This window comes from Pauljensenia sp. C0170B4, assembly GCF_056590235.1.
In genome coordinates this window covers 44,465-67,253 of record NZ_JBWPVS010000001.1, presented here as the reverse complement: position 1 = coordinate 67,253, position 22,789 = coordinate 44,465, and the positions used below count along the sequence as shown (strand labels likewise).

Here is a 22,789-nt window from a genome sequence, read left to right as displayed (position 1 = left end):
CACAGGAAGGAAGCGGATCATGGCGAAGAAATTACAGCGCGTGGGAATCCTTACCGCAGGGGGCGACAGCCCTGGGCTTAACGCAGCAATCCGCGGGTTCGGCAAAGCGGCCATCGGGCATTACGGAATGGAACTGATCGGCTTCCGCGACGGCATCCGCGGCATGGCGGAAAACCGCACCATTCCCATCGATTCACGCTTCCTCTCCGGGATCCTGACCGTCGGCGGCACGATCCTTGGAACTTCGCGCGACAAGCCGCACAAGATGAACGTCAATGGCAAAACCGTTGACATGACGGACACGATCCTGGCGAACTGCGAGAAGAACAAACTGGACTGTGTCGTGTTCATCGGCGGTGGCGGAACTGCGAAGAATGCGAACCGGCTGGCCAAAGCAGGTCTGAATGTCATTCACCTGCCCAAGACCATTGACAACGACATCGCGCACACCGACACAAGTTTCGGATTCTCCACTGCACTGGGTATCGCGACCGACGCGATTGATCGTCTGCATTCAACGGCTCACTCCCACCACCGCATCATCGTGGTGGAAATTATGGGTCACAAAGCAGGGTGGCTGGCACTGGGAGCCGGCATCGCCGGCGGCGCCGACATCATCCTGATCCCCGAAATCGCCTATTCCATTGACTCCATCGCCGCATCGATTCGCAAACGTGCCGAGGCCGGGCATTCGTTCTCGGTCGTCGCAATTGCCGAGGGCGCCCGTGACACTCAGGACACCGCTGACCTCGAAGCTGCTGAAGCACTGCTGTCTGCTGCAGACAGCCCGGAAGCAAAGTCGGCAGCCAAGATGCATAAGCAGTCCCTGGAACTGGCGCATCGCGGCAACGCATTCAAACTGGCCGAAGAACTTGAAGCGGCCACCGGCCTGGAGTCCCGCGTGACGGTGCTGGGGTATGTGCAGCGCGGCGGCACGCCGAATGCTGAAGACCGCATGCTTGGCACGTTGCTCGGCGGGGCTGGCGCAGATCTCGTGGCCAAGAAAAAATACGGCATCACCGTGGCAGCACAGGGACAGGCGGCTGTGCCGGTGCCGTTGAAGGACGTGGCCGGCACGCTCAAGACTGTTCCTCTGGATCACCCGTGGATCACTGCTGCACGCCACGTCGGAACCGGAATGGGCGACTAGAAGGATTATTCGTGACACTTCCTTTCGATGACGGAGCCACCACTACCGACGGACGACCAGCTGACCTGCAGCCAGATCGCGAAACCCTCACGTGGCAGGGGTTCGGTGACGCCTCGCGCGCACTCACCCAGAGCATTGTGGATTCAGGCTGGATGCCGGAGCTGATTGTCGCGATTGCACGCGGAGGACTGCTGCCCGCCGGTGCGATTTCCTACGCCATCGGCGTCAAGGCGATGGGCACGATGAATGTCGAGTTCTACACCGGGGTGGGTCAGACTCTGACTGAACCGCAATTGTTGCCCCCCTTGATGGATGTTTCGGCGATGGACGGCAAACGCGTCCTGGTGGTCGACGATGTTGCCGATTCCGGCAGCACCCTGAAGATGGTGATGGACATGATCAACGCTCACGGTCTGTCACTGGATGGTCATACCACTGTCAAGGCAGAGGCCCGCAGCGCGGTGATCTATAAGAAGCCTCGCTCCGTGATCGAACCGGACTACATGTGGCGTGAGACTGATAAGTGGATCAATTTCCCCTGGTCAACATTGCCGGTGATCCAGCGCAGTCAGGACAATGACACCAAGCGCGTCTGAATCAGTTGCTCGCCAGATCGTTGACCGCATCGCCGCTCACCCCCGCCTGCGCCTGCTGGGAATAACCGGCCCGCCCGGCACTGGTAAGTCCACGGTGTGTGCCCTGGTGGCACGAGGGTTGGATGAGCGCGGCATCGAGGTCGCGGGAATTGTTCCGATGGATGGTTTCCACCTGTCGAATGCAGTGCTGCACGCGTTGGGCCGGGCTGACCGCAAGGGCGCTCCCGACACCTTTGATGTTGATGGGTATTGTGAAATCCTGCGCCGCGTTCGGCGTGCCGAAGGAACCGTTTTCGCCCCCGAATATCGCCGCGACATGCATGAGCCGATTGCTGCGAGCGTCGCAATTGCCCCTCGGGGGATCGTGTTGACAGAGGGGAACTATCTGGGCGTGGATCTGCCGAGATGGCGTGACGTTCGCGGCCTGCTCGATGAGCTCGTTTTCATCGACACTGATCGCACCGAGCTGGTGCGACGCCTGGTGGAGCGGCATAAGCAGCACGGACGGCGTACCGACGAGGCGGCGCACTGGGTGCGAACGGTGGACAGCGACAATATTGACCTGGTGTGTGCGGCTGCGGGCCGCGCAGATTTTACTGTGCGAGCGTAGAGTCAACCAGCCACTGCACGATCGCTGCGGTGGCAGCGCCCTGCGCCCAACGGTCAAAACTGCCGGAGCGCTGATGGACGCGGATGTGCGGGTCATCGGGCCGGGAAAATGACGTCAGTTCACGCTGGAAATTGTCCGCCCACGGTGTCTCCAGCAGGCACACACCTTCCCCGTCCAGAACAACATCACGCACGAGGGCGGCTGATGCCACTGTCTGCACATAGACCGCAAGGTTCGTGGCAAATTCCCTGATGGCACGCTGGCTGGCCTGGTCACCGTCTTGAGCCAAAGCGATGAGTTCGTCAGCCGAGGCGGGGCGGCCGTCATCGTCGACAATGGCGCGACCCGAGCGCGCCCGAGATATCACTGCGGGAACCGTCAAGGCGCCGTTGGCGCACCCGATATGACCGTACTGACATACTCCATGCGCTCCGGCCAAGGGGATATGAGCCGTCATACCTAGGCCCCGCAGCGGCGAACGCACAGCTCGCAGGCCGTGCACCATACCGTGTCCGATTCCGGCGCCAACCGTGACGATGAGGAAGTCCTCGCATTCCCGACCCAGACCGAACCACAGTTCCAGCATCGTCAGGCCTGACACGTCGTTGATGACTGTCAGTGGAATTGCCAGGTCGAGCTCACGGGCCAGGTCAATATTGTCCCATCCGAGGAAACGGCTGGACCGCACAACCGTTCCGTCCACCTGTCCGCCCAGCGAAATTGCTGCTGCAGTTGCGCCGGGGGCCACAGTGTTGATCAGGTGGCGAATTTCAGCAGCGCACTCGGACACATCGGTCGAGGGAATCGGCTGAGTCAGAGCATCCAGGATCTCGGCATGGGTATTGGTGTGCACAACGTGGATGTCGGAACCAGTCAGGTTGATTCCGACAAAGGTCTGCTTATCGGCAGGAACTTCAAGGAGTTGGGTGGGCCGACCCATACCGGTAGGTGACATACCCGACGAGGTTTCGTGCACCAGTGAACGCGAGACGAGGGGGCGCACCAGCCGCGTCAGCGTTGCCGGCGACAGCTCAAGGCTGCGTGCAATATCGGCTCGCGCAACAGGGCCTTTCGTCAGGATATGCGCAGCGGTTGCCAGCGATGAGTCGTCGAATAAACGAGCCACTGTGACAGTCTCCTCGAAATATATGCGTCATTGTCTTGTATTCACTGTACATTCACGCTACTATTTTTCACATCGAAAGTTAGTGGGCGATGCCGCCCAACTTCACACTAACTCGATGGAGGGATTCACGTGACGCACCTACCGTCAACACTTCACCTCATCAACGGGGGAACATCAGTCTTTATTCGCACATCAGACAAGGCACTTCCTCAAGTCCTTTACTGGGGAGCTACCCTACCCGCTCTCTCCAGCGAGAGCGCTGCCGACTTCTCTGACTCTCAGTACTCTGCTGTCGTGTCAGGAATGGCCGACACTCCACCACTCTTTTCTTTAATTCCGCAACAAAGTGACGGCTGGCTCGGAACACCCGGCTTGGTTGGATCACGAAACGGGCTATCCCAATTTTCTTCTTTTGTGACCCACACGATTGACCAAACACCTTCGTCAATGATCGCCTATGCACACGATGACGAGGCAAACATCGATTTGAGTATCGAACTCGAAATTACCGATGAAGGCCTACTCCGAACGCGTGCGATTCTAACGAATGCTGGCGAGGACGGTTATAACCTAGACTCTCTCCTTCTTGCACTCCCCACTCCGGCTACGGAAACGTATGTTATCGATCAAAGTGGCCATCACTTGCGCGAGCGTAATACCGACATACACGAATTCACTATCGGTTCACATCAGCGCGAGATTCGTGTGGCACGAGCGCACACAGTTTCCAGCATTCACGGGACGTGCCAGAAAGCCACTTCTTGGCAACGCGGACTCGTCCACTATATCCACGTCGCATGGTCCGGAAACACACGGACGATCGCTGAGCGCGATACGCAAGGTTATCAAGGACTCATGGGGGGCGAGTTACTTTACCCAGGCGAAGTTAGCTTGGCACATGGGGAAAGTTACACTACTCCTTGGCTCTTCGGCACCTGGGGTGAAGGCCTCGATCAAGCAGCATCTCGTTTCCATAAATTTGTCCGAGACCGCTCCGCACACCCGACTACGCCGCGCCCTGTTACGCTCAACGCGTGGGAAGCCGTGTACTTCAATCAAAACTTGCCACACCTACTTGAATTGGTCGCAGAAGCAGCAAAAGTTGGAGCTGAACGTTTCGTCCTCGACGACGGGTGGTTTTCCGGCAGGCGCGATGACACGACCAGCCTCGGTGACTGGACCGTTTCCGAGGAGGTGTGGCCTGACGGTTTGGCACCGCTGGCAGACGCGGTCCACGATGCTGGCATGCAATTCGGACTGTGGTTCGAGCCTGAAATGATCAGCCCTGACTCCGACGTAGCACGTGCTCATCCGGACTGGATCCTTTCGCCGCGCACTCACCAGCCAAGAGAAGCCCGCCAGCAGCAGGTCATCGATCTGACAAATCCGGAAGCTTACGAATATGTAAAGTCACAGATACTTGCCGTACTCGATTCAACAACGATCGACTACATTAAGTGGGACTTTAACCGTGACGTCTACGAGGCTGTTTCACCTCGCACCGGCAAACCCGCTTACCATGAACGGACACTGGCAACCTACCGCTTGATGGACGAGTTGACCAAGATCCATTCCACGCTCGAAATTGAATCCTGTGCAGGAGGCGGCGGACGTATAGATCTAGGTGTATTGGAACACACCGTTCGGATTTGGGGATCAGACTGCACGGATCCAATCGAACGCTTGCAAATCGAGGCCGGCACTTCCTTACTATTGCCGCCAGAATTGGTTGGCTCACATGTTGCATCGACCGTTTCGCACCAAACCGGTCGAACGCTCAACCTGCCTCTGCGCGCATCGAACGCCATGTTCTCTCACATGGGAATTGAATGGGATCTACCGAACGCCGACCCGACCGAACTTGAGGAGCTGGCAAAGTGGGTGACGTTGCACAAGCAGCTTCGACCATTACTGCATTCGGGTCGGGTTGTCCATGCCGATCATCCTGACTCAGGCTACTGGGTTCACGGCGTAGTTGCTCAGGACGGCGCTGACGCAGTCTTTGCTTTAACCCGAGTACGGACTTCAGCGCAGCGACCCACACCTCCGCTGCGCTTGCCTGGCCTTGTCGAAGACGTGACCTACGCATTGCGAGAACTCCTGCCTGAAGGCATCGGCTCAGCTATTGGAGATGGCCACGGGTCAGTGCCGTGGTGGGAACGAGGGTTAATGTTACCCGGCGCGGTTCTTACTCACGCTGGCATTCGCTTCCCCGATTTGAACCCTATGCAGACGGTTCTACTCAGAGTTCAGAGCGCTCAGTAGAAGCCACTTTAAATGCGTACCAAAACCGAATGTCTCGATTACGATTCCTTGCGGCTTTCGATTCGTGATTGGAATGAAGAAGCAAGCATCTTAGACCTGCCTGGAAATTCTCTACGATGCAGCAGATCAAAATACCATTCTCGTACGTTCTGCCAACTAATCTCTCGAGGCGTTTCCTAACCAAGAAAGGATGAACATAAAGGAATCGAAACTTCTTAAACCTTGGATCAATATTCTTCCCTGAAGAATTAAAGGCGTCTAACTCAAAGAGTGGGAATCTCTGCACCTAACGTTCTCAGGGCACGGTCGATCTACCGAAAAAATCACCATGTTCTTGGATTGATAATTCGAGAATGCTTAACAAAGGAAATACAATGAGACATCGAAGTCTACTATTAGCTTCAACATTAGGCACTTGCCTTGCGCTTACAGCGTGTACCGGTGGAGGAAATGGCGGTGGAGGGCAAAGCTCCGAAAGTGGTTCGACAGGCGCAACGCCTGAGGGGACAATTGAATTCCAAACAAATCTCGGCCTGAACGTTCCCATTCTCGAAGTCTTACAGGAGATCACCGACGAGTACGAGGCTTCTCACGAAGGCGTATCAATTGAGCTCGTGCCAACGACGAGTAGCTATGAGGCTGACCTTAAGGTACGGCTAGCGAGCAATGATCCACCAGACATCTGGTCGACCCACGGCTGGTCTCTGCAGAGATATAGCGATTTCCTCGTACCACTTGACGATCAGCCTTGGGCAGCCAATTTCAATCCAGCACTTGATGACGCCATGCGCGATTCAGAGGGACATTTCTATGCGCTGCCGGCAAATACCGACGTTGCGGGCATTGTCTACAATAAGGATGTCCTGGATAAGGCAGGAATTGATCCTAAGTCAATCGAAACATGGGAGCAGTTCGACGCGGCTCTCGCTGCAATTAAGGATCTGGGTGTAATCCCGATTTCAGCATCCGGAAAAGATGACTACTTCGCAGGCAATATTGCAGACTTCATGGCGTCTGGATTTTACAGTGAAGAAAACCGCGAAGCACTCAAGAGCGGGGAATTCCCCTCAGAGCCCTATACAGTGCTGCTCGAGCACATAAAGAAGTGGGCTGACGCTGGCTATTTCAATCCAGACTATTCATCAGCACCGATGGACGACATTGCTCGAGCTCTCGGACAAGGTGAGACAGCGTTCGTGTTCGTTCAGAACAACGTTGTTGGAACTGCACTTACATACAATCCTGAGGCCCATCTCGGATATATGCCGGTGCCAAATGACAACGGTTCAAAGTACCTCCTCGGTGGTGAAGCCTACGCATATGGCGTTTCCAAGACATCGCCGCACAAGGATCAGGCACTTGACTACCTCGCTTTCATCGCAGAACCGGAGAATGCTGCAAAGCTCGCATCGGCGATTGGCGGCATTCCTGGTCTGACGAACGCCAAGTCAGATCTCGGCCCGCTACAGGAAAGCTACGAGACCTTCGTAGAGCCGAACAAGATCCCTCTCGAACCGTATTTCGATCGTGTTTATCTGCCGAACGGCATGTGGGACACCATGGTTTCGACTGCTGATTCCATCATCTCTCTCCAAGGTGATGTACCGTCAGCTGTCAAACAAATGGAGTCGCAATTCAAGACGCTCTACGGTCAGAACTAAGTTCCGATTGCCGGTGTATTAGTCACTTCGACTAATACACCGGCCAATTCTTTCATTAATTATCGATCTCAAAGAGGAGGATGAGTTGAAACATAAGAAACAGACTTCAAATGTTCCGAGCGTCTTCTCGAAACGTCGAGTCAACCTTCTTTACGTTCCAGCGGTTCTTTTGTTTCTCGTATTCACTATTTACCCCTTAATCAACGGTTTTGCTTTATCTTTCACCGACTGGAATGGGTACAGTGCTGGATATAACAATGTTGGGGCAAAGAACTACCTTAGGCTCTTTACAGACGAGATCTTCCTAAGTGCACTGGTCAATACACTGATCTACGGTTTCGGATCGACGCTGATACAACAAATTTTGGGACTATCACTAGCACTTGCTCTCGACAGGAAATTCCGTGGCCGAACTGTAATGCGGGCTATCGTCTACCTACCAGTCTTAATCTCACCTGTAGTGATGGGCACAATGTACTATCTGCTGTTCGCCTATAACTACGGCGGTCTCAATGACATCATGATCGCTTTCGGACTCGATAGAGTTGCATGGCTGTCGAACCCTCACTTAGCGATTGTCATCATTGTTCTTGTTAACTCAATTCAATTCGTTGGCATATCAATGGTCATCTATCTGGCCGGTCTACAGTCGATCCCTCAGATGTATCTTGAGGCTGCGGCAGTCGACGGCGCTGTGGGTTGGACTCGTTTCCGCTCAATCACCATGCCTCTTCTTCAGCCTGCTTTTGCTACTTCGATCGTCCTTAACCTAATTGGTGGTCTCAAGTTGTTTGACGTTATTCAAGTTCTGACCGGCGGTGGTCCTGGATACTCGACGCATTCAATCTCGACGCTTATTTCTAAGACTTACTTTGACAGTCAGACTGCAGGCTACGCCTCTGCTATGGGAATTGTGCTCTTCATAACGATCGCAGCATTCACTTTCGTTCTTAATTCTTGGTTCAACAACCATCAAGTGGAAGGTGCATGATGAAGAAACGGTGGTCTAACGTTCTCGCGTTCCTAGCGCTTTGCCTGATGTGCATCATTCAGATGGTGCCGCTCTATATTGCTTTCACCACGGCATTCAAGCCTAAGACAGATATGTCTTCTCAATGGATGCCTCCTTCGATGCTATACTTCGAGAATTTTTGTGTAGCTATCGAGCGAGGCCGCATATTAGAGGCTATTTTTTCGAGCTTTATTGTCACATTCGTTTCGACAGTACTGATTTGCCTAATTGGAGCTCTAGCAGCGTATCCACTTGCTAGACGACAGACTACGTTCAACAAGCTGATCTTGAGTGCAATTATCGGCCTAATTATGATCCCGCCACTATCGATTCTTGTTCCTCTGTACTCATTCTTGACTCAAATTGGAGGGACAAATACCTATTGGGGCGCGATTCTCGTCATGGTGACAACACAGATGCCTCTCGCAATCTTCCTATACTCATCTTTCATCCGTGGCCTTCCGATCTCAATTGAAGAAGCGGCGATGATGGACGGTGCAGGACTCATCTCTACTCTAGTTCGAGTTGTTTTCCCCATGCTGAAGCCAGTCACTGCAACTGTCATAATCTTGGTGTCGGTTAATGTGTGGAACGAGTACGCTTTAAGCGTTTACCTCTTGCGCGATCCGTCTGTCCGAACAATTGCTCCCGCAATCTCTGCGTTCTTCGCAAGTTCTGGAGCAGATTTGGGGCCGGCTGCCGCAGCAGCTCTCATTTCAGTTATTCCTGTTGTCATCGCTTACGCGGTACTACAACAGTATTTCATCAAGGGAATGGTGGCCGGTGCAGTGAAGTGAATTCCAATCGTTTCTTCGGCTTATCAGATAACTTCACGACCTTCAAAGATAGCTCTCGGTCAACACGCTGATGAGTTCCAACAGGGACGACGAATAACACGATTCGTCGTCACGCTGGTCGCCCTCGTTCATCATGAGCGAGGGCGACTTGCTGTCTGGGCCACTCATCACGCTATGAGCGTGTTCCTAACCTTTCACTCCGCCAACTTCCACTCCGCGGAAGAAGAACTTCTGAGTCGCTGCAAACAGGACGATAATTGGCAGGAGGGCGATAATCGTTCCGGCAGCCACGACCCTCGGATCAGATCCCAGCGTCTGGTTCGAGGCCAGGTACTGCATTCCAACTGTGAGGGTGTACTTTTCCGGGTCTGACAACACCACGAGTGGCCACAGAAAATCATCCCAGGCGCCAATAAAGCTCATCAGGGCAACGACCGCTGTCATGCCTCGGGCATTGGGCCACACAATGTGGCGTATGCGCTGGACTGTTGTAGCACCGTCGATGGCAGCAGCATCCAGAATATCCTGTGGAATAGCTCGACAGGCCGTGGCCATCAACAAAACGTTGATCGCACCGATCGCTCCGGGCAGGATTACTCCAACAAGTGAATTGGCCGCCCCCAGCGCTTTCACCGTCAAATACTGACTGGTAAATGTTACTTCGCCAGGCAGCAGCAAGGTGGACAAAATGATCGCCATGACAACCGCCTTGCCTTTGAACTTCATGCACGCCAACGCATACCCTGCGAGCAACGAGAAAAAGCAGTTCAGGACAACGACCGACACCGCAACGATCAAAGAGTGCCACGCGTATGAAAACACGGGAATGGTGCGCATGACTTCTCCGTAGTTGCTCAGAGTGAAGTCATGCGGAATCAGACTGGGAGGGAACGAATACAGATCTTCATTCTTCCCCTTGAGAGACGTCGTAAGCTGCCACAGAAACGGGAAAACAGAAATGACGAAGATGACGATCAGGAGGATATAGCGAATCGTCAGTCCTGAGATCTGGCGCGTTTTCTTTGATGTCATTGTGACACCTTCTCTTTTTCGGACCTCTTATCGCCGCGTTCAATGGAACGGCGCACTTTTCGCGAGAGCCTGTGGATTCTGATCGCTTCGCGGATCTCCTGTCCCTGATTCATCCACCCAACCATTACCAACGGCACAATGGTGAGCAGGAACAAGATCACAGACAATGCCGATGCATAGCCGAGGTTCCCTGCCAGCCCCGAACCGGTCTGTTTGATATGTCCCACCATGGTTTGTGCTTCACCGCCGGGGCCGCCTCCGGAGCCAACAATCGTATAAATCTCCGTGAAAACTCGCATCGCCGACACTGTAATAAGGGCGGATATCAGGAGCATTGCGCCGCGAACACCGGGCACCGTGACAGACCAGAATTTGCGCCACGCTCCTGCACCATCGATCTCTGCAGCTTCGTATAGATCCGGATTGACATTCGACAGTGCAACCAGATAGATCACCATGTAATATCCCAGCCCCTTCCACACCGTCAGAGTGATGGCGACGAAGATGATCCACCATCGGTGAATCAAGAAGTCGACGGTACTGAGCCCGAGAGCATCGAGTGTGGCGTTCACGATTCCGCGAGATTCGAAGAGCCATGCCCAGATAATTGCCACCACAACAGCAGACGCAATGACGGGGAAATAGAAGGTTGTGCGAAAAAAGCCTATTCCCGGAATGTTCCTGTGAACCAACATGGCCAGAAGCAAAGGCAGGAATGTCAGCAGCGGAACGCAGACCAAGGCATAGACAAGGACGTTACCGATGGCGAAGTGAAAGATCTCATCGTTCAGGAGGCGCCTGTATTGATCGAATGCCACGAACGTTGCTGGCTGTAGGGGCTTGGCGTTCGTAAAAGACAGGATGACAGTATTGAGGAAGGGCAACAGTGAGAAGACCAGAACCCAGATAACAGCTGGGGCCAAAAGAATGTACGGCGTGTACCACTTATGCATGCGCATAGAGAGCCACCTTTTTGATTAACGTGATTAGCAGACCGAAGTTCCGGCCCAAAAGCGCGGCGGGCTTTCTGGCCGGAACATTCGGAAAAGATCTCATCGATCAGTTGCTGAGCTCAGCGTTGGCGTTATCCTCTGCTTTCTTCAGTGCTTCCTCGGCAGATATGTCACCACGAACAGCCAGAGCGATCTGCTGGTTGTAGTAGTTACTGATCTTCTCAGTGAGCTGGAATTGCTCAGGTTGGGTCTTGCCGGAAATAGATACAGTCGCCATCTCGGTGGCTTCCTTTTGCAGCGGGTTCTCAATCACAGAGGTAAAGGACTCCGGATTCTCGTTGCCTTCTTTCGTGCCAGGGAAGAAGCCTTGGGCGATCTTCAAGAACTCAACCTGGTTCTCATTGCTGGTCACGTATTGCGCGAATTTCAGTGCCAGCGGCTTGGCCTTCGAGTTGGCTGACACGGACAGTGCCTGGCTGAACAGAGGTGGAATACCGAAACGTGGCGTTGTCTTCGTAGCTTCAAGGATGGAGGGAGCTTCTTTTTCCAGCTCCGACGCAAATCCTCCTGAACCGGTTGTCCAGGCGACTTTGCCTTCCTTGTAGGAAGCAGAGTTGCCTACCCACTCACCGGACAGTGCTTCAGCCGGCATGGCTCCCGCCTTAAATGCTTCGGCGTATTTTTCGACAATCTCCCTAGCCCGATCAGTGGCAAACGTGAACTTCCCATCTTTCATAATCTCAACACCCGACGAGGCGAGCGTCGCCAAGGCAGGCAGATCGGAAACTACTTTCACTTCACCGTTGGTCTTCTTCGCCGCGTCGATCGCCATGTCAAGCATGTCATCGAGTGTTTCAGGCAACGTGCTGACATCAACACCTGCATTTTCAAGCATGGCGGTATTCCACCAGTTCACGTCGGTTCCCAGGTACCACCCATATCCGTATGAGCCGCCTCCTGCATCGTCAAATGTGTACGCTTTCGTCACGCCGTCGACATAAGCGTTGAGGGCTTCAGGATCCGCCTTCGCTAAATCTTCCAACTGTCCAGCCTTGGCCAACTGATAGGCATACTGGGGTGGGAGGTTAATGACGTCGGGTAACTCACCGGAGTTTGCCTGTTGAAGAACCTTGTCTTCGTAGCCGTCACCGGGCTGATCCATCCACTTGATCTTCGTTCCTGGGTTCTCTTTTTCGAAGTCTGCAATGAGCTTTTCGAAATACGGTGTGAATCGGTCATTCTTCAGCGACCATGTCTGAAAAGTGATCTCCCCTTCGACTGGTCCACTCTGAAGCGCATCGTCTCCGGATTCGTTCGTCGTAGTGACCGGACCACCACCAGTGCAGGACGTCAGCCCCATCAGCATTGCCGTACCTGCCAGCATGGCAAGACCGGCTTTATTCCAAGCCTTCATCTGTGTTTTCTCCCTCGAAAATATGATGACATGTGCATTGCGCACAGCAACCAGTATGACACTAGTAGCACGTATCAGGTACATCAGATTAGATCTTCCGTACATTCCGTCAGGCTCACTGATTTCTATATAATTTCTCTAGAGCACAAGGGCTTCGGTACCTGGCGCTGGCCGTTCCTGCTGCACAACAGCAATTGAAGTGAGAGCTAGGATGGTTCGTTCTCCTGTTCTTCAGGTGAGCACACCGCCATTCCCGCATTGTCATACTCCACGCGAGAAAGAGGCTGTCATGAGCAGTATTCGACCGATTGCCTTCGGCGTAAATTACACGCCCCGGGCAGGCTGGTTTCATTCATGGCTCGACTTCGATGCCGATCAGACAGCACGCGACCTCAATGCGATCGCCGCTTTAGGAATGGATCACATCCGCATCTTCCCGCTGTGGCCATTGCTCCAACCCAATCGCACACTGATTCGCCAATCAGCAATCGACGACGTGCGCCGCCTCGTGCAGTTGGCACACGAACGTGGAATGAGCACATGGGTCGATGTCCTGCAGGGACACCTGTCATCTTTTGATTTTCTTCCTTCGTGGACGGTGACCTGGCATCATGATGATCTCTTCACGTCCGAGCGTATTCGCAGCGGACAGGCCGCCCTCGTCAATGAGTTGAGCACACAGTTGGCTGACGAGCCCGGCACGGCCGGCATATGCATTGGAAACGAATTTCCTCAGTTTGCCGCAGCACGCCATCCCGATCACAGCAGGGTCGATACAGACGGAGCGCGTCGCTGGCTCACTGAAATATTCGGGGCAGTTGATCGACGCTGTGCATGCGTGCACTGCTTTGATGATGACCTCTGGTTCGATGCCACTCATCCGTTCATTCCACCATTTGCAACACAGTTCGGCGATCTGACTACCGTTCATTCGTGGGTTTTTGCCCACGTCGGGCCGCGTTACGGCAAGCGGCATCCGGCACTGGAGGTATTCGCGCGCTACCTGGTCGAGCTGGCCTGCGCATGGAACAGATACTGCAACGTGCCTGACCGCGGCGTATGGCTTCAGGAGGTGGGCGCTCCGATCACATGTGTCACGGCTGAGGACGCTGCAGACTTTGCTACCGCAACAATCCGCGGAGTGATCGACGTGCCGGAGTTGACTGGCATCACCTGGTGGTGTTCCCATGATGTGTCCCGCAAACTGGCTGACTTCCCCGAACTGGAGTATTCACTCGGCCTGATCGACAGCGACGGTAAAGTCAAGCCCGTCGGGCGGGCAGTAGCCGAATTTGCTCACGCTGTGCGTTCCGGTGACAATATCGGCACGGCTGGCGCTGACTCAGCTGAGCGTCCCGTACTAGACGTGCCAGCAGACCCCGCATTGCGTCACGAGGCAGGCCCCCAGGGCGACGTCTTCGACACTTTCCAACGCATCTGGACCAGGGATCACGTGTGGCCTCAGCTGCGTGTAAACCACGCGTGATAGTACGCGTAGAAGTTCGCGTTGCCCCAGCTTGAGCACTGGTCGCCGGGATGACCGGCGAGTGCGGCATCGTTGGGCTGGTAAGGCGTGTAGTTATACAGATTTGCTGTGGCCTGATTCTCTACCATCACATCGCTGCCACCGCACGCCTCGTCGGGGTGGAATCGGATGGTGTTGACCTGCCCAGGAATCACGTCGTACATGCCGGGGGCGCCCTCGTAAATTCTGAACTGCCTGGCAGCGTGGAAGACCTGCGTGGCAAAACCTGCATACTGCGGGTCGCACGCCTGTCGGTCGGGGCATGCGTATCCCATCGCGGAGGCGTAACGACTCGGGACCAACTTCACGCCCGAAGCGGTGATCAATCCCTGTTCCTTTTGGAGCATCACCAGCAGCACTTCCGGGTTAATGCCGCAGCTGAGAGCAGTTTTGGAGATAATCGATGCCGGGGTGTCGCCCGTCTGACCCGCAAAACCATCGCAGTACTCGTCGGCGGGGATGTCGGCTGTGTCTTCACGGTAGGAACTCAGGCACGGCGTGCCATCAGGACCGGGTCTGCAGCCATCGTTCCACTGGGTGATGAACGCTGTGATCTGATCCTGCGTCAGTGCGCGGTCATTGAAGAATTCCTCGTCAGAGATGATGTTCGACGGGTCGAAGCCCGAAAAATCCAGCGGCGGTGTCACAGGCCCCGAAGGTGGCGCAGAGTGCGCGGGCGGTTCAAACGTGTCCTTCTTACTGCGGCTAGACAGCGTCGTCGTCACAAGGGCGACCAGCGCGATCACCATGGCGACTGCGAGCACGATGATTCCGATCGACGTCAACGCTGCCCGAGGCGACTGGCTGTCGGAGTGGTGACTATTGCCTGTGCTCACGGATATAGTCAACCACGCCCGGGATAGAGCGTTCGAGAACCTGGAGGGTGTCGACGAAATCCTGATGCCCGCCATACCACGGGTCAGGAAGATCCAGGTCCGAATCTGCCTGCGGATCGAATTCGCGCATCAGGTGGACATCCGGATCCGTTCCAGTGCGTGCAGCCATGCGCTCGATTGCCCGTTCATGGCCGCGAGTCATCGCAATGATCAGGTCCCACTGGCTCAGTTCACTGGGCAGCAGCTGGCGCGCCCGATGGGTGGGGATGCCGTATCCTGCTTCGCGCAGCACACGCTCGGCACGATAATCGATCGGGTTACCCTCCTCCTCATCGGAGATCCCTGCCGAATCCACTCGCACATCAAGGTCCGCGTGCTCAACAGCTTCACGAAGGAGCTGTTCGGCCATTGTGGATCGACAAATGTTTCCGGTACATACCATGACTACTGAAAACGACATGCGACTATTGTGCCTGATACACCTGAGTGCCGCCGATCAGGTCGAGCAGCTCACATACCGCTGCGGCAGAGATGCGCGCGGCCTTGTCGCCGTCCATGTGGAAGTCCTGGCCGGCCTGCGGGCCACACAGGTCGGATACCGCCCGCATGCTGATCCAGGAGGTGCGTGTGCCGAAGCAGACCTGAGCTACACCGGCTGTTTCCATGTCGGTCGCCAGCGCTGCAGGGAAACGAGTGCGAACAGTGTGGACAGTGCGCGCGGTGACAAATGAATCGGCGGAGATGACCTGGCCGGCGCGCACACCCTCGACACGGGCGGCACATGCCGCAGCGTGCTGCCCTGCAGTGTATTTAGGAGGCATCTGCGGAATCTGGCCGGGTGCGTACCCGAATTCTGTGGCATCGGCACTGGAATACACGGTGCTGGTACCGACGATGACGTCACCCACCTGGGCTTCCTCATCCAGGCCACCGCATGTTCCGGCAACAACGACTAACGCAGTCGCCGGGTCCTCGACGAATGTGAGTGCGCGGGCTGTGGCGCTCGCAGCATTCGCCAGGCCGATACCGGATTCGACCACCACGACGTCGTGGCCGCGCAGTGTCCCTCGCGTAAAGACCTGCTGGTGAGTGTCAGCATGGCCGATAATGTGGCGGGTGGCGCCTGGCTCAAGCTGGTCGACAAACGGTGCTGCTTCCATCGCCATGGCGCACTGGATAAAGATCATCACGCACGTATTATCGCCGGCCTGCAATCCTGCCGCCACCTTTGGATATACGTGTGTCCTACACTGGAAATGTCAGGGACAACGGAAAAATCTCCAAGTTTAAGATCAGAGGGAGCCACAGATGACGTTACCCGCGCACAGCGATCTTGCACCCACATACTCACGCTCACCGAAATCCGAGCCACGCAATGTGATCGTGCATTTCGGAATGGGAAACTTTCATCGAGCTCACCAGGCCGCCTACCTTGATGAACTGTTGCGTCAGCATGATGATGACGTGCCGGAGTGGGGCATCTGCGGTGTAGGCGTGCTGGAGCGAGACCGACGTATGCACGATGCTCTGCATGCGCAGGACTGCATGTACACTCTGGTCCTCAAAGCACCCGATGGCTCGTACGATGCGCGCGTGATCGGCTCGATCATGGATCATATGCTGGCGGTAGACGATACTCAGGCAGTGCTCGACGTGCTTGCAGCTCCCTCGACTCGCATTGTGTCGCTGACGATCACCGAGGGAGGCTACCCGATCGATGATGCGACCGGTGAATTCGCCCCGGATGACGCTGCGCGTGAGGACGGTCAGTCACCTCAGTCGCCTCACACGCCATTCGGATTGATCGTCGAGGCACTCAGGGAGCGCCGCGAGCGCGCAATTGAACCGTTCACCGTACTGTCGTGCGACAACCTGCCGGGCAACGGTCACATTGCGCACGATTCAGCCTGTGGGCAGGCAGCACTGTCGGATCAGGAGCTGGCGCAGTGGATCGACGACAATGTTGCGTTCCCGAACTGCATGGTCGACCGGATCACGCCCGTGACCACTGACGAAGATCGCGAACTGGTCGAACAGCAGTGGGGGATCGAAGATGCGTGGCCGGTTGGCGCTGAACCGTTCATTCAGTGGGTTATTGAAGACAAGTTCCCGGCAGGCCGCCCGCAGTGGGAAGAAGTCGGCGCCCAGATGGTCACGGACGTGGTGCCCTACGAGCTGATGAAGCTCCGCCTGCTCAACGCCGCCCACCAGATGCTCGCACACTGGGGCCGCCTGTTGGGAATGACCTACGCACATGAGGCCGCTGAAGATCCGGACATTGAAGCTGTGACGCGCGCCTACCTGGAGCGTGAAGCACTGCCGACCCTGCGTCCCGTGCCGGGCATCGACCTCGACCAGTATGTCGATACGCTTTTCGAGCGTTTCACCAATCACGCCATTGCTGACACGCTGAATCGTCTGGCCGAAGACGCATCGGACCGCGTGCCCAAATTCGTTCTGCCGGCTCTGCGCGGATGCATCGAGCAGGGTCGCCCGGTTGATCTGGGTGCGGCGATGTGTGCGGCGTGGGCGCTCACACTGGAAGGCAACGACGAGGACGGCGCGCCGATCACCATCAACGACCAGTATCGGGATCGCCTGATCTCGCTGGCGCAGCAGCAAAAGGCCGGAAATGCGCGCGCTTTGCTGAGCGATGCCCGCCTGTTCGGCGAGCTGAAATCAACCAGTGAGTTCGCGGATCGCTTCGAACACTGGCTGCACGCAATTCGGCGCGACGGTGCCCGCGCCGTGATGCGCGAGCTGATTACTCAGGCGAACTGACGCTTAGCGGGCTGCTGCTTCACCGGCAGCACACGCAACTCCGATGATTCCGGCGAGGTTACCCAACTTCGCCGGAATGATCGGTGTCTTCAGGTCCAGCAACGGCAGGAACTTGTCGTGATTTTCCGACACGCCGCCCCCTACGACAAACAGGTCGGGCGAAAAGAGCATTTCGACATGCGAGTAGTAGCGCTGGAGACGCTCTGCCCACTGCTCCCACGTCAGGTTGTACACCGTCTTCTGGCGGGCTGACGCGTGTGACTCGGCGTCACGCCCGTCAATTTCAAGGTGTCCCAGCTCGGTGTTGGGAACCAGTGTGCCGTCAATGAACATGCCGGATCCGATGCCCGTTCCCTGCGTGGTGACAATGACAACGCCTCCTACGCCGGCGCCTGCACCAAAGCGAACCTCTGCCAGGCCGGCTGCGTCGGCATCGTTAATGACGACGGTGGGCCGTCCCAGCTGAGTGGAGAATCGTTCCTCGGCGTTGATGCCAACCCATTCCTGGTCAAGGTTCGCCATGAAGGGGATCACGCCGTGTTTGATCGGTGCGGGGAAAGAAATGCCGACGGGCACGTCGTCTGCAACGTCAAACTGGTCGATCAGTTGTTGGCATGCGGCGATGACGTGGTCCGGGGTGGCCGGAGCAGGTGTGGGGATTGTGATGGGGTCGCGCAGGACGCGCCCGATCTTCAGGTCAACGAGTGACCCCTTGACGCCTGATCCACCAATGTCGATTCCAAATGCCTGGGTAGCCATGGGACCTGCTCCGCTCTTCATGCCACGATTGTTTACTTACCGATCTTACTATTCCACCACGTCGCCCTCAGTGCGAACATCTTCAAACGCGTTATGCCTCATTCGTGCAGAACTCGGCAGCCACGTGGTGCGGTTTCATGCGCAGCGCACTCACCCGCACAGAGCCAGTACGCGGCGGTCTGCTCCTTCCAGGCGGAACGGCCCAAAGCGGCGCGGCGCGGCAATGCGTTGATTCTGGTCGGTGACACAGATGCGCTCCCCTAAACGGTCGACCATAACGGTACCGACCGCATCGACAGCGATAATCCCGTCTTCATCCAGTCGAATCATTGTCGGAATATCGAACAGGATCGGACGTGCTTCATTTTCGCTGACCATCCGTGCCGCCGCTGTGATGGTAGTACGTCCCGCTTTCATCGCGTCGATCAGCGCCTCGGGCGTACATTCTTCAGCTGCCAGCCATGTGGTCGGCATACCGGGGCGCAGCGGTGTGGAGTAATGATGGAAGTCTCCTCCGCCCATCACCACCACATCGTGTTTCCAGCGGGCATGCCACGCCAGGATCGAGGTGTCAGTCGGGCGCAGGTACCAGCTTCCGTGATACAGCTCCGCGCCTGGTGGTTCCGTCTCCAGTGGATGCAGCCACGAGCAGTCATCGGACACCGGGTGATTAATGGACATGAATGCGTCACGCTCAGCAGCTTCGTCCACCCACCGTTGCGCCGGTTGGCGAAAATCGATAAAGCCGACCTGGCCCCACGCGTTGGCGTGCCCGCGGTGCGTTGTCATCTCCTGACCGGGAATCAGCGTAATTCCGTGGCGAGCACTGACAGCCGCCAGGTGGGGATGGTGGCTCACTGTGTTGTGATCCGTGCAGCCGAGGTAGTCAAGGCCGGAGGCGACGCCCTCGTTCGCGAGTTGCCACAGCGACAATTGCCCGTCGGAATGCAGGCAGTGATTATGCGGGTCACCTGCGTACCACGTCAGTCCGGGCGGGGCAGGCAGTCCGCGTTCACTGCCGCGCACCTCACGGTGGATCGGCTCATCGGCCGGTCCGTGGTCAATGGATCCGCTGGCGGGTGTGCGCACGCACACCGTCACGTCGCACCCGTGCGAAGGGACAGTATGAAGTCCGAGGACGACTGCCCACGTGCCCGACTCCAGGTCACCGGGAATGTAGCCCGGCGTGGCGTCGCTACGGGCAATGATGAAGCTGGTGCGCGCACCCCCGGACCATCCGCGCCAGCCCTGCGGCGATTCGCAGCCCATGTCGATACCAGCGCCGCCTTCGCGCGAAAAACTCAGTGTCGCTTCGATGGAGTCGAACCCATCAACCTCGAACTCGACGCGCGGGTAACGGTTGGCGGCCTGATCCGCCAGGGTCACGCGGAAGGTGCGTTCAACAAGTGTGCGTTGAACAGGTGCCATCACTGATCACCTCCGCCAATTCGATGACCTGTTTGAGGATCGAAGACAAGCACCTTTGAGACAGGGAATGCGAACCAGCATTCCTGGTCGACATGGGGAAGCGGACTCTCGGGCACAACTGCCTGGAATCGGTCATCTCCGCAGCGTGCGGTCAGGAGGGCCGAGGCGCCTAGATTCTCCACAGTCGCAATCCTGGCGCGCAGCGCTCCGGGCGTTTCCGTTTGCGACCACGTAACGTATTCGGGACGGATTCCCCATATGACGGGTCGCGGGTCGCTGCCGGGCACGTCAATGCTGATAACCGATGCGGCCAGCGGAATATGGATCCCGAATGCATCCAGCATCGTTACTCCGTTCTCAACCTTGAGCGTCCCAGCATTCAGGTTCATCGGATGCGATCCAATAAAGGACGCCACAAAAGCATTCTCTGGCGAGTGAAACACCTCGCGGGGCGTTCCTACCTGTTGGATCTTCCCGTCCTTCATCACTGCAATACGATCTGCCAAAGCGAGCGCTTCAGCCTGATCATGCGTAACGAACACCGAAGTCAGACCAAGCTCACGCTGAAGCTCCTTCAGGAAGGATCGCGCCTCAAGACGTAACCGAGCGTCGAGGTTTGACAGCGGTTCGTCCAGCAGCAGGACGTCAGGACGGGTGGCGATCGCACGGGCCAGAGCGACACGCTGCTGCTGTCCGCCTGATAGCTGGGCGGGTCTGCGTTCAAGCAAATGCTCCAGTGAAAGTCGTTTACCAGTTGTTTCGGCCGCTTCGCGGCGAACCTCTCGTGAGGCCCGGCGGACCTTAAGCGGGTAGGAGATATTGTCGGAAATATTCATATGCGGGAACAGTGCGTAGTCCTGGAAGACCATCGCTACGCCTCGATCACCCGGCTCCACCTCCGTCATGTCGTCGCCGTTGATTTCAAGTGAGCCCCCGGTAAGTTGCTCGAGACCTGCTATGAGGCGAAGTAAAGTGGTCTTGCCGCAACCCGACGGGCCAAGCAGCGCGAAAAATTCACCCTCATGAATGTTCATGGAAACTGAGTCCACGGCACGCACCCCGTTCGGGAATTCTTTGACCAGCTGGCGCATTGAAACGGTCTCAGTCATGATTTGATTCCTCCGTAGAAGCGAAAACCGAAACGACGGTTCACAAAGAAATAGATCAGCAACACCGGCAACGCGAAAACCAGTGCGAATACGGACAGGAGCCGCAGATCCACCTGCCCCGCCTCCGTGTAGAAGGTGTACATCACTACTGCTGCTGGCTGCTTGCTGGGATCACGCAACAGGATGAACGGAACAAGGAAGTTACCCCACACCTGCACAACCGTCCAGATTGCCACGAATGCTATACCGGGCCGGGCAATGGGGATCACAACGTCCCACAGGATACGTGCAGGACCTGCGCCGGCCAATCGCGCGGATTCTTCATAAGACTTAGGGACAGAGTCCATGAAGTCTTTCAGAATGAAAATGACGGTAGGCAGCATGCCTCCGGTGAGAACCAGGATGACACCTGTGTGTGTATCGATCAGCCCAATGGCATTCATCAGCTGAAAGGTGGGAACCATGGCGGCAGTGCCCGTCACGATGGATGAAAGCAGAAGCATGCCGTAGAGCAATCCGTCTCGCATGGGAATGCGCACCCGTGAAAGTGCGTATGACGCAAGGGTGCCTCCAACGACTGTCAGCAGCATCGTCCCACCGGCAATGATCAGGGAATTGACGATTGACGCAAACGCATACGGATTGTCAGCCAGACGATGAAAGTTGGCCAAAGACCATTCGGGCATCTTCAACGCCATCGTCGGGTTCTCATCGAAAGGTGCGATGAAAAGCCACGTCAGTGGAAGTGCAAAGAACACTCCAATGAACCCAAGCAGAATTGAAAAAACGATTCTGTGCAGGACATGTCGACCATGTGCGCCTATGGACGTCGTGCTCATGGAGTCTTCTTTCCGCGTCCCACCCGCATATAGATCAGGGCAATGATGAGGTTGATCACCAGCATGAGTACTGACAGTGCTGCTCCCAAGCCCAGCTTTCCGCCCGGAATTGCTGTTTTGTAGATATATACCGAAAGGATTTCCGTCTTGCGACCCGGGCCTCCGGCGGTCAGGAGGAAGGGCGTAAATGTATTGAATGTCCACAACGTGATCATCAGGGTATTCGTGAGAATATGGCCACGAATGGTAGGAATCACCACGTCATTGAGCTGACGGAAAGGTGACGCACCAGCCATCCTGGCACTTTCCAGCAGCGAGGGAGCCACCGATGACAGAGCGGACGAGAAAAGCTGCATCGAGAACGCCGTTCCACACCAGATGTTGAAAATGATGATGACGGTGAGCGGATGGTCAATGAGCCAAGCGGTGTTCGGGGTGTGCACAAGCGCATTCAGTGTTCCGCCACGCCGGTCAAGCAGAGCGAGCCACACGAATGCGCCGACTGACCCTGGGATAACCCACGCGGCAAGGACGACGGATTCCAAGAGTGTGCGGGCCCACCCTGCAATGCGCCGCGTACTCCACGCGAGGAAGAAACCGGTTACCGTTTGCCCCACCACGCCCGAAAGAGCGACAAAAACAACACTGAGACGCACCGAGTTCCAAAATGAGGGATCTTTCAGTGCGTGAAAATAGTTATCCAGCGCAACAAACTGTGTGTTCGCTGCGGCGCTGCCTGTCAGCCTGAAGTTCGTCATGCCTAGCACAATCGTCCAGACAGCCGGAAACAGGAGGAACAACGCGATAAGCACGAGCGCCGGAATGACGAATGCGCTAGCTCGGGCTTTCCCGAGCCCCGCAACGTCATCGGCACGTACGCGGCGACGTTTCATGGT

General features: G+C 56.2%; 22 protein-coding genes. 9 read left to right on the top strand and 13 right to left on the bottom strand.

Annotation, left to right across the window (positions count from 1 at the left end; genetic code table 11):
• Positions 1-19 precede the first annotated feature (19 nt).
• The 3 genes from AC1EJ1_RS00265 to AC1EJ1_RS00255 are packed head-to-tail and all read left to right on the top strand — an operon-like array spanning position 20 to position 2,356.
• The gene (locus AC1EJ1_RS00265; protein WP_070725521.1) at positions 20-1,150 is read left to right on the top strand and encodes a 6-phosphofructokinase; all 1,131 of its coding nucleotides are present in this window, start codon (positions 20-22) and stop codon (positions 1,148-1,150) included.
• 11 nt (positions 1,151-1,161) lie between these two features.
• Entirely contained in the window at positions 1,162-1,746 is a 585-nt protein-coding gene (locus AC1EJ1_RS00260) for a phosphoribosyltransferase (RefSeq protein WP_058237520.1), read from the top strand.
• Positions 1,727-2,356, top strand: a complete 630-nt coding sequence (locus tag AC1EJ1_RS00255) for a nucleoside/nucleotide kinase family protein (RefSeq protein ID WP_058237521.1) — start codon at positions 1,727-1,729, stop codon at positions 2,354-2,356. Before AC1EJ1_RS00260 ends, AC1EJ1_RS00255 begins: the two co-directional genes overlap by 20 nt.
• Here the strand turns inward: AC1EJ1_RS00255 and AC1EJ1_RS00250 are convergent.
• Complete coding sequence (locus AC1EJ1_RS00250; RefSeq protein WP_227469120.1) at positions 2,340-3,482, bottom strand: ROK family protein; 1,143 nt, start codon at positions 3,480-3,482, stop codon at positions 2,340-2,342. The genes AC1EJ1_RS00255 and AC1EJ1_RS00250 overlap by 17 nt on opposite strands.
• Positions 3,483-3,611: 129 nt before the next feature.
• On the opposite strand from AC1EJ1_RS00250, the gene AC1EJ1_RS00245 reads away from it, so the two are divergent.
• The 4 genes from AC1EJ1_RS00245 to AC1EJ1_RS00230 all read left to right on the top strand — a co-directional run bounded on the left by AC1EJ1_RS00245 (position 3,612) and on the right by AC1EJ1_RS00230 (position 9,217).
• Positions 3,612-5,747, top strand: coding sequence for an alpha-galactosidase (locus tag AC1EJ1_RS00245; RefSeq protein WP_285015940.1), 2,136 nt, complete (start codon positions 3,612-3,614; stop codon positions 5,745-5,747).
• Between the two features lie 374 nt (positions 5,748-6,121).
• The gene (locus AC1EJ1_RS00240; protein WP_074026222.1) at positions 6,122-7,408 is read left to right on the top strand and encodes an ABC transporter substrate-binding protein; all 1,287 of its coding nucleotides are present in this window, start codon (positions 6,122-6,124) and stop codon (positions 7,406-7,408) included.
• Between the two features lie 85 nt (positions 7,409-7,493).
• Positions 7,494-8,399, top strand: a complete 906-nt coding sequence (locus AC1EJ1_RS00235; protein ID WP_285015941.1) for a carbohydrate ABC transporter permease — start codon at positions 7,494-7,496, stop codon at positions 8,397-8,399.
• Positions 8,396-9,217, top strand: coding sequence for a carbohydrate ABC transporter permease (locus AC1EJ1_RS00230; RefSeq protein WP_285015942.1), 822 nt, complete (start codon positions 8,396-8,398; stop codon positions 9,215-9,217). Before AC1EJ1_RS00235 ends, AC1EJ1_RS00230 begins: the two co-directional genes overlap by 4 nt.
• 42 nt (positions 9,218-9,259) lie before the next feature.
• Here the strand turns inward: AC1EJ1_RS00230 and AC1EJ1_RS00225 are convergent, their stop codons facing one another.
• From AC1EJ1_RS00225 to AC1EJ1_RS00210, 4 genes are all read right to left on the bottom strand, one after another.
• On the bottom strand, positions 9,260-9,388 hold the full coding sequence (locus AC1EJ1_RS00225; RefSeq protein WP_480295148.1) for a hypothetical protein: 129 nt from the start codon (positions 9,386-9,388) through the stop codon (positions 9,260-9,262).
• A gap of 15 nt (positions 9,389-9,403) precedes the next feature.
• Positions 9,404-10,249 carry a carbohydrate ABC transporter permease gene (locus tag AC1EJ1_RS00220; RefSeq protein WP_092648950.1) on the bottom strand — a complete coding sequence of 282 codons (846 nt, stop codon included), beginning with the start codon at positions 10,247-10,249 and terminating at the stop codon, positions 9,404-9,406.
• Positions 10,246-11,208 (bottom strand): carbohydrate ABC transporter permease, encoded by a 963-nt coding sequence (locus AC1EJ1_RS00215; RefSeq protein ID WP_092648951.1) that lies wholly within the window; start codon positions 11,206-11,208, stop codon positions 10,246-10,248. The genes AC1EJ1_RS00220 and AC1EJ1_RS00215 overlap by 4 nt, the downstream gene beginning before the upstream one ends.
• Positions 11,209-11,308: 100 nt before the next feature.
• Positions 11,309-12,616 (bottom strand): ABC transporter substrate-binding protein, encoded by a 1,308-nt coding sequence (locus tag AC1EJ1_RS00210; protein ID WP_285015944.1) that lies wholly within the window; start codon positions 12,614-12,616, stop codon positions 11,309-11,311.
• Positions 12,617-12,905: 289 nt separating this feature from the next.
• Between AC1EJ1_RS00210 and AC1EJ1_RS00205 the strand changes: the two genes are divergently transcribed.
• A complete protein-coding gene (locus tag AC1EJ1_RS00205) occupies positions 12,906-14,102 on the top strand; it encodes a glycoside hydrolase 5 family protein (RefSeq protein WP_285015945.1) in 1,197 nt (398 codons plus the stop codon).
• On the opposite strand, the gene AC1EJ1_RS00200 is transcribed toward AC1EJ1_RS00205, so the two are convergent.
• Genes AC1EJ1_RS00200 through mtnN form a run of 3 tightly spaced genes read right to left on the bottom strand, consistent with a single transcriptional unit; the run spans position 14,078 to position 16,164 of the window.
• Positions 14,078-14,977: a hemagglutinin gene (locus AC1EJ1_RS00200; RefSeq protein WP_285015946.1), complete on the bottom strand. Its 900-nt coding sequence runs from the start codon at positions 14,975-14,977 to the stop codon at positions 14,078-14,080. The genes AC1EJ1_RS00205 and AC1EJ1_RS00200 overlap by 25 nt on opposite strands.
• On the bottom strand, positions 14,961-15,437 hold the full coding sequence (locus AC1EJ1_RS00195; RefSeq protein WP_285015947.1) for a low molecular weight protein-tyrosine-phosphatase: 477 nt from the start codon (positions 15,435-15,437) through the stop codon (positions 14,961-14,963). Before AC1EJ1_RS00195 ends, AC1EJ1_RS00200 begins: the two co-directional genes overlap by 17 nt.
• Positions 15,438-15,441: 4 nt before the next feature.
• Positions 15,442-16,164, bottom strand: a complete 723-nt coding sequence (mtnN, locus tag AC1EJ1_RS00190) for a 5'-methylthioadenosine/S-adenosylhomocysteine nucleosidase (protein WP_285015980.1) — start codon at positions 16,162-16,164, stop codon at positions 15,442-15,444.
• A 121-nt stretch (positions 16,165-16,285) separates the two neighbouring features.
• Between mtnN and AC1EJ1_RS00185 the strand changes: the two genes are divergently transcribed.
• A complete protein-coding gene (locus tag AC1EJ1_RS00185; protein ID WP_285015948.1) occupies positions 16,286-17,758 on the top strand; it encodes a mannitol dehydrogenase family protein in 1,473 nt (490 codons plus the stop codon).
• Positions 17,759-17,761: 3 nt separating this feature from the next.
• Here AC1EJ1_RS00185 and ppgK read toward each other — a convergent pair whose 3' ends face one another.
• The 5 genes from ppgK to AC1EJ1_RS00160 all read right to left on the bottom strand — a co-directional run bounded on the left by ppgK (position 17,762) and on the right by AC1EJ1_RS00160 (position 22,786).
• Entirely contained in the window at positions 17,762-18,517 is a 756-nt protein-coding gene (ppgK, locus tag AC1EJ1_RS00180) for a polyphosphate--glucose phosphotransferase (protein ID WP_285015981.1), read from the bottom strand.
• A gap of 150 nt (positions 18,518-18,667) precedes the next feature.
• A complete protein-coding gene (locus tag AC1EJ1_RS00175; protein WP_285015949.1) occupies positions 18,668-19,945 on the bottom strand; it encodes a CehA/McbA family metallohydrolase in 1,278 nt (425 codons plus the stop codon).
• Positions 19,945-21,054 (bottom strand): ABC transporter ATP-binding protein, encoded by a 1,110-nt coding sequence (locus AC1EJ1_RS00170; protein WP_285015950.1) that lies wholly within the window; start codon positions 21,052-21,054, stop codon positions 19,945-19,947. The genes AC1EJ1_RS00175 and AC1EJ1_RS00170 overlap by 1 nt, the downstream gene beginning before the upstream one ends.
• Positions 21,051-21,893 carry a carbohydrate ABC transporter permease gene (locus AC1EJ1_RS00165; RefSeq protein WP_092648957.1) on the bottom strand — a complete coding sequence of 281 codons (843 nt, stop codon included), beginning with the start codon at positions 21,891-21,893 and terminating at the stop codon, positions 21,051-21,053. Before AC1EJ1_RS00165 ends, AC1EJ1_RS00170 begins: the two co-directional genes overlap by 4 nt.
• Entirely contained in the window at positions 21,890-22,786 is an 897-nt protein-coding gene (locus tag AC1EJ1_RS00160; protein ID WP_285015951.1) for a carbohydrate ABC transporter permease, read from the bottom strand. Before AC1EJ1_RS00160 ends, AC1EJ1_RS00165 begins: the two co-directional genes overlap by 4 nt.
• Positions 22,787-22,789: the final 3 nt, after the last annotated feature.

Excerpts from the sequence above, each read along its gene's own strand:
- AC1EJ1_RS00205 (WP_285015945.1), top strand. The coding sequence starts at position 12,906 with ATGAGCAGTATTCGACCGATTGCCTTCGGCGTAAATTACACGCCCCGG.
- ppgK (WP_285015981.1), bottom strand. The coding sequence starts at position 18,517 with ATGGCTACCCAGGCATTTGGAATCGACATTGGTGGATCAGGCGTCAAG.
- AC1EJ1_RS00195 (WP_285015947.1), bottom strand. The coding sequence starts at position 15,437 with ATGTCGTTTTCAGTAGTCATGGTATGTACCGGAAACATTTGTCGATCC.
- AC1EJ1_RS00220 (WP_092648950.1), bottom strand. The coding sequence starts at position 10,249 with ATGACATCAAAGAAAACGCGCCAGATCTCAGGACTGACGATTCGCTAT.
- AC1EJ1_RS00255 (WP_058237521.1), top strand. The coding sequence starts at position 1,727 with ATGACACCAAGCGCGTCTGAATCAGTTGCTCGCCAGATCGTTGACCGC.
- AC1EJ1_RS00170 (WP_285015950.1), bottom strand. The coding sequence starts at position 21,054 with ATGACTGAGACCGTTTCAATGCGCCAGCTGGTCAAAGAATTCCCGAAC.
- mtnN (WP_285015980.1), bottom strand. The coding sequence starts at position 16,164 with ATGATCTTTATCCAGTGCGCCATGGCGATGGAAGCAGCACCGTTTGTC.
- AC1EJ1_RS00165 (WP_092648957.1), bottom strand. The coding sequence starts at position 21,893 with ATGAGCACGACGTCCATAGGCGCACATGGTCGACATGTCCTGCACAGA.
- AC1EJ1_RS00240 (WP_074026222.1), top strand. The coding sequence starts at position 6,122 with ATGAGACATCGAAGTCTACTATTAGCTTCAACATTAGGCACTTGCCTT.
- AC1EJ1_RS00215 (WP_092648951.1), bottom strand. The coding sequence starts at position 11,208 with ATGCGCATGCATAAGTGGTACACGCCGTACATTCTTTTGGCCCCAGCT.
- AC1EJ1_RS00185 (WP_285015948.1), top strand. The coding sequence starts at position 16,286 with ATGACGTTACCCGCGCACAGCGATCTTGCACCCACATACTCACGCTCA.
- AC1EJ1_RS00230 (WP_285015942.1), top strand. The coding sequence starts at position 8,396 with ATGATGAAGAAACGGTGGTCTAACGTTCTCGCGTTCCTAGCGCTTTGC.
- AC1EJ1_RS00210 (WP_285015944.1), bottom strand. The coding sequence starts at position 12,616 with ATGAAGGCTTGGAATAAAGCCGGTCTTGCCATGCTGGCAGGTACGGCA.
- AC1EJ1_RS00175 (WP_285015949.1), bottom strand. The coding sequence starts at position 19,945 with ATGGCACCTGTTCAACGCACACTTGTTGAACGCACCTTCCGCGTGACC.
- AC1EJ1_RS00265 (WP_070725521.1), top strand. The coding sequence starts at position 20 with ATGGCGAAGAAATTACAGCGCGTGGGAATCCTTACCGCAGGGGGCGAC.
- AC1EJ1_RS00160 (WP_285015951.1), bottom strand. The coding sequence starts at position 22,786 with ATGAAACGTCGCCGCGTACGTGCCGATGACGTTGCGGGGCTCGGGAAA.